The sequence below is a fragment of the Marinicrinis lubricantis genome (genome assembly GCF_042658665.1).
Lineage (GTDB): Bacteria > Bacillota > Bacilli > Paenibacillales > KCTC-33676 > Marinicrinis > Marinicrinis lubricantis.
Window position 1 is genome coordinate 1 of the sequence record NZ_JBHSQV010000109.1, and the last position, 6,232, is coordinate 6,232.

Annotated in this window: 5 protein-coding genes; all 5 read left to right on the forward strand. The window is 38.2% G+C overall.

Features of this window, described 5'->3' with window-relative positions:
• Positions 1 to 461: 461 nt before the first annotated feature.
• The 5 genes from ACFPXP_RS08695 (at position 462) to ACFPXP_RS08715 (ending at position 6,009) form a co-directional block, all read left to right on the forward strand.
• Complete coding sequence (locus ACFPXP_RS08695; RefSeq protein WP_379893833.1) at positions 462 to 2,582, forward strand: S-layer homology domain-containing protein; 2,121 nt, start codon at positions 462 to 464, stop codon at positions 2,580 to 2,582.
• Between the two features lie 181 nt (positions 2,583 to 2,763).
• The gene (locus tag ACFPXP_RS08700) at positions 2,764 to 3,054 is read left to right on the forward strand and encodes a hypothetical protein (protein WP_379893834.1); all 291 of its coding nucleotides are present in this window, start codon (positions 2,764 to 2,766) and stop codon (positions 3,052 to 3,054) included.
• Positions 3,055 to 3,378: 324 nt separating this feature from the next.
• Positions 3,379 to 3,753 carry a BlaI/MecI/CopY family transcriptional regulator gene (locus ACFPXP_RS08705; protein ID WP_379893835.1) on the forward strand — a complete coding sequence of 125 codons (375 nt, stop codon included), beginning with the start codon at positions 3,379 to 3,381 and terminating at the stop codon, positions 3,751 to 3,753.
• 10 nt (positions 3,754 to 3,763) lie between these two features.
• Positions 3,764 to 4,003, forward strand: a complete 240-nt coding sequence (locus ACFPXP_RS08710; RefSeq protein WP_379893836.1) for a hypothetical protein — start codon at positions 3,764 to 3,766, stop codon at positions 4,001 to 4,003.
• 23 nt (positions 4,004 to 4,026) lie between these two features.
• Positions 4,027 to 6,009, forward strand: coding sequence for a M56 family metallopeptidase (locus ACFPXP_RS08715; protein ID WP_379893837.1), 1,983 nt, complete (start codon positions 4,027 to 4,029; stop codon positions 6,007 to 6,009).
• Positions 6,010 to 6,232: the final 223 nt, after the last annotated feature.

A 6,232-nucleotide genomic window follows, 5' to 3' on the forward strand; every position in this document is an offset into this window, starting at 1 on the left:
ATACTTCATATTGAGCGTCCTCCTTCAATTAGGGCAGTGAATGTCGAACCATTCCGAGACCCAGCATACAGGAGGCGCTTTTTCTTTTCAAAGAGCAAATTACTTCATTACAGGAATGGCTCCTTTTCATTTGATAATTTCATTATAGATTTGGGTTTCCCGTGCTATCAAAAAATGAAGTACTTAATTTTTGCGTTACCAAGCAGTGATCTGATTAAATTATTTTAAAGGAAGTGGTGCAAGCTAACTTAACAATATTCTGGAATATCTTTATACATTTACATGGTTCAAAAATGAAAGGGTTCGGGCGCCTTAATGTCCCCACTTCGATTAATTCTGCAACTATCGTTAAAGACAAGACCCTACCATGTGTGCTTAATAATGTTCATCGAAAACAAGAGGGAATTTGTAGAAAAAAGTCGAATATCTACTGGTGGAAATTAATTACTGGGGAGATGGACATGGACAGACGGTTCGAGTTTATATTGCAGATCTTTCAATGTAACTTAGCTAGAAATACGCTACGTATAGTGACCGTGGCCACTATGCTAACGGTCATCGGTTTTGGTCTTGATGCCTTAGAAGCAAGGGCGGAACCGAATGTTGTGGTGGAGAGAGTATTAGATAGAATCATCCCATACGATGTTGCAACGCTGGTGACTAATGGCGAGATCTTTCTGTGCATCGGTCAAACAGGCGACAAGTATATCTCGGAGGACGGTCTTAATTGGACGCGATCAGTAAACGAGATCCAGGTTGATAACTGGGACAAGCAGAATTATTTTGGCAAGAGGAAGATCATCTGGGACGGAAAGCAGTTCGTCATGGCAACCGGGGATCTTGTAGTGAGCTCTACGGATGGAGTGAACTGGAAAGGTACGCGTATCGTCTATGAGGGTCCGGAGAAGGACCATTATTACGAAATACAAGACATCATTTGGGATTCCACGAAATATATTCTGATTGCACAAGATGTGCCTTTGTTAGAGAACGGGGGCTTTTATGTCAAGGGGGAGAATGCATTTTATTACAGTTATGATCTGAAGACATGGTTCAGTGGAACGAAAGAGTGGATGGCAAAAACGGTGTTCGGCGAACGTTCAATTGAAAACTTAATCTGGAACGGACATCACTATTTGGCGGGGGGAAATCAATCCGCGTATTCCAAGGATGGTATTCATTGGGAGGGCAACGATAGGAGTGAGACCTCAGACAGTAAAGATTTTAATGGAAGCCGTGGCAACGGGCAAAGGTACATATGGGATGGGAGTAAATTTTGGTTAGCATACCAAAATCAGATTGAGACATCTGAGGACGGCAGTAATTGGGAGTTGGTGCACACTATAGATAAAGATGTGGTTAGCCTTGAGACAATCGGCTATAACGGGCGAGCGTATTTAGCAACAGGTGAATCGAAAATGGGGTTGATATTCTACTATTCCCAAGACGGTGAACAATGGGATCAAGTAAAATTGGATCTGGAGAAGCCCGATAAATTTTCGCAGGTTTTACCTATAAAGGGCGGGTTCCTCATTGCTGGACAAGACATTTTCTACGTAAGTGATGTTAGTTGGAATACCCCAAGTAGATGGGCTTCCAAGGATTTAAAACTAGCGGAGAAGAATCGGCTAGTACCAGCTGATTTACTTCGGGCTTATGATTCACCAATCACTCGCAGCGAATTCAGTAAGATTGCTGTGCGGCTATATGAGGCGCTAACAGGACGCGAATCGGAGCCTGCAGCAGTCAACCCATTCACTGATACATCGAGGAAAGACGTATTAAAGGCTTACAAGCTGGGTATCGTTCAAGGGCGAGATGAGGGCATTTTTGCCCCCGATGATCCGATCACAAGGCAGGATCTCGCCGTCATGTTGTACAAGACGCTTATAGCAGCAGGTTTTAATGCGTCGCCAATATCTACCTGGCAAAAATCGTATGTTGATATCGGGCAGGTGTCTGGGTATGCGGTGGAACCGCTCCGTTTCTTCAACCAGGCATATATTTTAAAAGGTAAGGAACAGGACCTGCTAGCGCCACTTGATCAAACGACGAGAGAAGAGGCGTATGTCCTGGCAGAGCGCATCTACGACAAGTACAAATCGGTTATACCGACAATAGAAGGACAGGTGAAAACGGGCTTTGATGCAATAAGAGGATATCTGGAGGATGAGGGATATACAGTGCTCAAGGAGCAACAGTATATTTCCAATTCTAAGGGGTCTGAGATTTCGACATCGTATGTTGTCCGGAATCGAGAACGCCAAGATGTGTTGACCTACAGCCAACTCAAGCCGGATCCGGAATACGTGAGAGACGTGTCTTTACTTGGCAGTCTTGTTATAAAGGATTATAAACCTGAAAGTGATGCATATAAGCTTGATTTGATTCAGAAGGTGATCGAGAAAGACAAAGGCTTTGAAATGCCCGGATTGAGCGAACAGTTGCGGCAGGCAACAATCGAAAGCGAGGATTTGACATCCGGCAACAGTAAACAAAAATACATAGAAGTTAATGAAGGAAAGATATTTTTTAGCGCTTTTAGAGGATTTGCCAACGAGCTAATTATTACAATAAATTGACAACAGTACCATCTGCAATTTGTGTTTGTTGTGAAGATGCAATTACCATATTGACGATTGTTTAAGTTACTGTGAATAGGACTGATGCATTAAAGGAGGTCGACTTTATCTGTTATTAAAGATAGGATTCATGAAAAAATATTCATGATATGATGGTATTAATGAAAGGGGGTTATTGGAAGTGAACTTCCTCGAATTTAAAAAGTTACTGTTTGAAGCTTATATGGAGTATGTTGATTCCGAAGATCCATTGGAAAAAGCAAAGTTGGAGGCGGATATCAAAAAGCTTCTTGAGATTGCTGAACATTATTACACCGCAGAAGACACTTCAAGTTCACCCGATGAGCATAAAATGTTAATGCAATTATTCGATCTATATCAAGAACACCGGCAAACGAACGATCCGCTAGAAAGGGCTAAAAGCCAAGCGAAACTTAATGAATGGCTTAGGGGAGTTGAAAATACGTTATAGTAAAATGAAGTAGATTTTCATAGCTGGAGCAGATGGAAATAATAAACCCAGTAAGATCAAATTCAGGCCCCACTTTTTAAAAGGGGTTATTTTTTTACCCAAAAACGTTAAACAGGAGGTCAAAATAAGAAGTTACCTTTTGACGCTATTCAATAACCTAATGGAATTTAGGTGGAATAATACACTTGAAATGCGTAGCACTGAATGTTACCAATCATTTTTTCATTTTTTCAACAAAAAAATTTATCGATTTTATTGACAACTATAGATCACAAACGTAATATTATAACTGTATCACAAATGTAATCTGTGGGAGGAACGGTTATGGTGGATATCCCAAGAATCTCTGATGCGGAATGGGAAGTCATGAAAGTAATCTGGTCGAAATCACCGTTAACGGCGAACGAGGTGATCGATGCCTTAGAGGGCAATACCGATTGGAAACCCAAAACGATCAGAACACTGATCAACAGGTTAGTAGAAAAAAAGGCTCTGGGTGTTAATCAAAAGGGAAAATTCTATTCTTATTATCCATTAGTGGCTGAAGAAGAGTGTCTAAGAGCGGAAACCCAGTCATTTTTAAAACGGCTTTATGGGGGGGCCATGAAACCATTTTTAGTGAACTTCTTACGGGAAGAAAAATTATCCCCTGAGGATATCGAGGAATTAAAAAGCATACTTAATGAAAAGGCTAAATAAAGTCGCAATCATGGAATTACAACTAAAAATTGCGGTTCTTAGGAAATATGAGCTTTTCTGCTACCAAGTAGCTTCCTATCTGCTTGAAAAAGAAGAAGATGCCGTTCAAGCGACGTTAAGTTCATTGCTTCAATTAAGTCAAGAAAATGATTTTTTTGTATCACCGGAAAATTCCCAACGAATGAAGGCAAAGATAATAAGCATGAAAGCTGCATTAGCTGTAAAACAAAGCCAACTAGAAACAACTTAAAGTAATTGGAAAGGAAGGATGAAATGGAACAGGTGGTAATCATCCTTAACCAGATTTTTCAATGGGTATTAACCACATCAGCGATGGCAAGTGTCATGGTCGGATTGATCTTACTGGCCAAGTTTTTATTAAAAGATAAACTTAATATCAGATGGCATTATTTGTTATGGATTTTGGTGATTATCAGACTTATATTACCGTGGACACCTGAAAGTTCATTCAGCGTATTTAATTTAGTTAATCTAGAGACTCCCTTAATAGAAGGGGATCAACAAAGTACATTTAGTGAGAATTCTTCTTACGAAGTTACGGACCCTATTTTATCCACTAATAATTTAGAAAACGTAACTGAAACATCTTATTTCGGGCAATCGAAACATCAGGAGGTCGCCAGTGAAAATCAAACGGTCTCATGGATTTCATTCATTATGCTTGCTTGGGTCTTAGGTATAATATTCCTATTTATGTATATTTTTGTAAGCCATAGAAATTTCGTAAGGAAAGTGAATTCAGGAGCTTTAATTTCTGACCGGAGAATTCTTCAGTTATTTGACCAATGTAAACATTCCATGCACGTTCGGAAAAACATTTCTTTAATCAAGACAAATGTAATTAATAGTCCTACTCTTTATGGCAGCATACACCCGCGGCTTTTATTACCTGAGGACACTCTTCATACATTTACAAATAAAGAATTAACCTATATTTTTTTCCATGAATTGGCGCATTTTAAACGCAAAGATATACCTGTTAATTGGCTCATGACAAGTTTATTAATCCTACACTGGTTTAACCCTATCCTGTGGTATGGCTGTTTTCGCATGCGTGAGGACCAGGAAATGGCTTGCGATGCATTGGCACTTTCATTTATCAATCCGAATGAATCAACACATTATGGTTACACCATTATTAAGCTCCTCGAAAATTATTCACGGTCCCCGTCGACACCAGGTGTTGCAAACTTTTCGGGAAATAAGTCTCAGCTGAAGAGAAGGATTAACATGATAGCTTTATTTAAAAAGAAATCAATAAAATGGACTATCGTAACTATTTTATTAGTTTTCGGTATTGGTTTAATCGGATTAACAAACCCAACAAGTGAAAGTGAATTGTATAAGGAAATAGATAAAATGACAGATTATACAATAATTTCAACACAAGAAAAGGAAGGTAGTGCAGTAATTGAGTTACAAGTATTAGATGAAGCACATTCTCTAAGAGAAGATTTTATTCAGTTAGAAACCAAAATTATTCTGGATGGTATTAAACATTTGCCACAAAAAGAGTCAGACCGTTATAAAGTTATAACAATCATGTATATAACAAAGGGAACTAAAAGAAATATTGCCGAGATACTTGTTTTAAATGATACATTACAGCGTAATGATTGGAATAAATTTGAAAACTTTCAATTGCCTGAAATAGTAGATAGTTATACTTATCAACCATTGGCTGGAATTATGGATAAAGAAAGAAGCCAAAAATTAGCAGATGAATTAAGTGAAATTGTAATAGGTACTGATATTAATGGTAAAGAAATCAAACATGGGAAATTAAGTAAATCATTTCAAAATGGTATATCTCCTTCTACAACTAGTATATTCGAATTATCTGAGCATCTTTTAAGTGTTTACCAACAATTTTCCAAAACTAAATCAAATGAAGCTCTTAACGGTATTGAGCCAATAGATATTGTGCGGTTGTATTATTATACAGAATTTAAGGCTAAGGATTATGAAACATTATATTACCTCCATGTTCAGGACGAAGAAAAATATGTTATTCCACCTAAAGATAAGTTTATAGAAGAAGCGAAGTCAAATACTGCTGCCCGTAAAATGTTTTTAGAGGAATTGGAAAATAACCTGGTTCGGTTAGAGCAAATTTATAATAATGGCAATGAGGCGAGGATAGAGCATATTTATAATGGTGAAATTTCATCTAAAGTGTTTCAATTGGTTAAAGAAAATGGAGTGTGGAAAGCTCATTGGTTACCTTTACAATAAAATCAAGGCTTGGAGAATATATATTGATTCGTTAGATAAACCAGAAGAAATAAATTGTCACGGGTATACGGAGGGGAAAGATTCGCTTTACTATAGAAGGAGCATTCCTGTAATGAAGAAATTTGAGGTTTGAACAAAAAAAGCCCCCTTGGTATGATACGAGGTGTCCAAAGCTTCGAAGCAAAAAGGACCCTTAATTAATACCCAAGGAGGACTCAAAATG

Bases quoted from the DNA above. Each gene is read 5' to 3' on its own strand.
- ACFPXP_RS08705 (WP_379893835.1), top strand. From the start codon at position 3,379: ATGGTGGATATCCCAAGAATCTCTGATGCGGAATGGGAAGTCATGAAA.
- ACFPXP_RS08715 (WP_379893837.1), top strand. From the start codon at position 4,027: ATGGAACAGGTGGTAATCATCCTTAACCAGATTTTTCAATGGGTATTA.
- ACFPXP_RS08695 (WP_379893833.1), top strand. From the start codon at position 462: ATGGACAGACGGTTCGAGTTTATATTGCAGATCTTTCAATGTAACTTA.
- ACFPXP_RS08710 (WP_379893836.1), top strand. From the start codon at position 3,764: ATGGAATTACAACTAAAAATTGCGGTTCTTAGGAAATATGAGCTTTTC.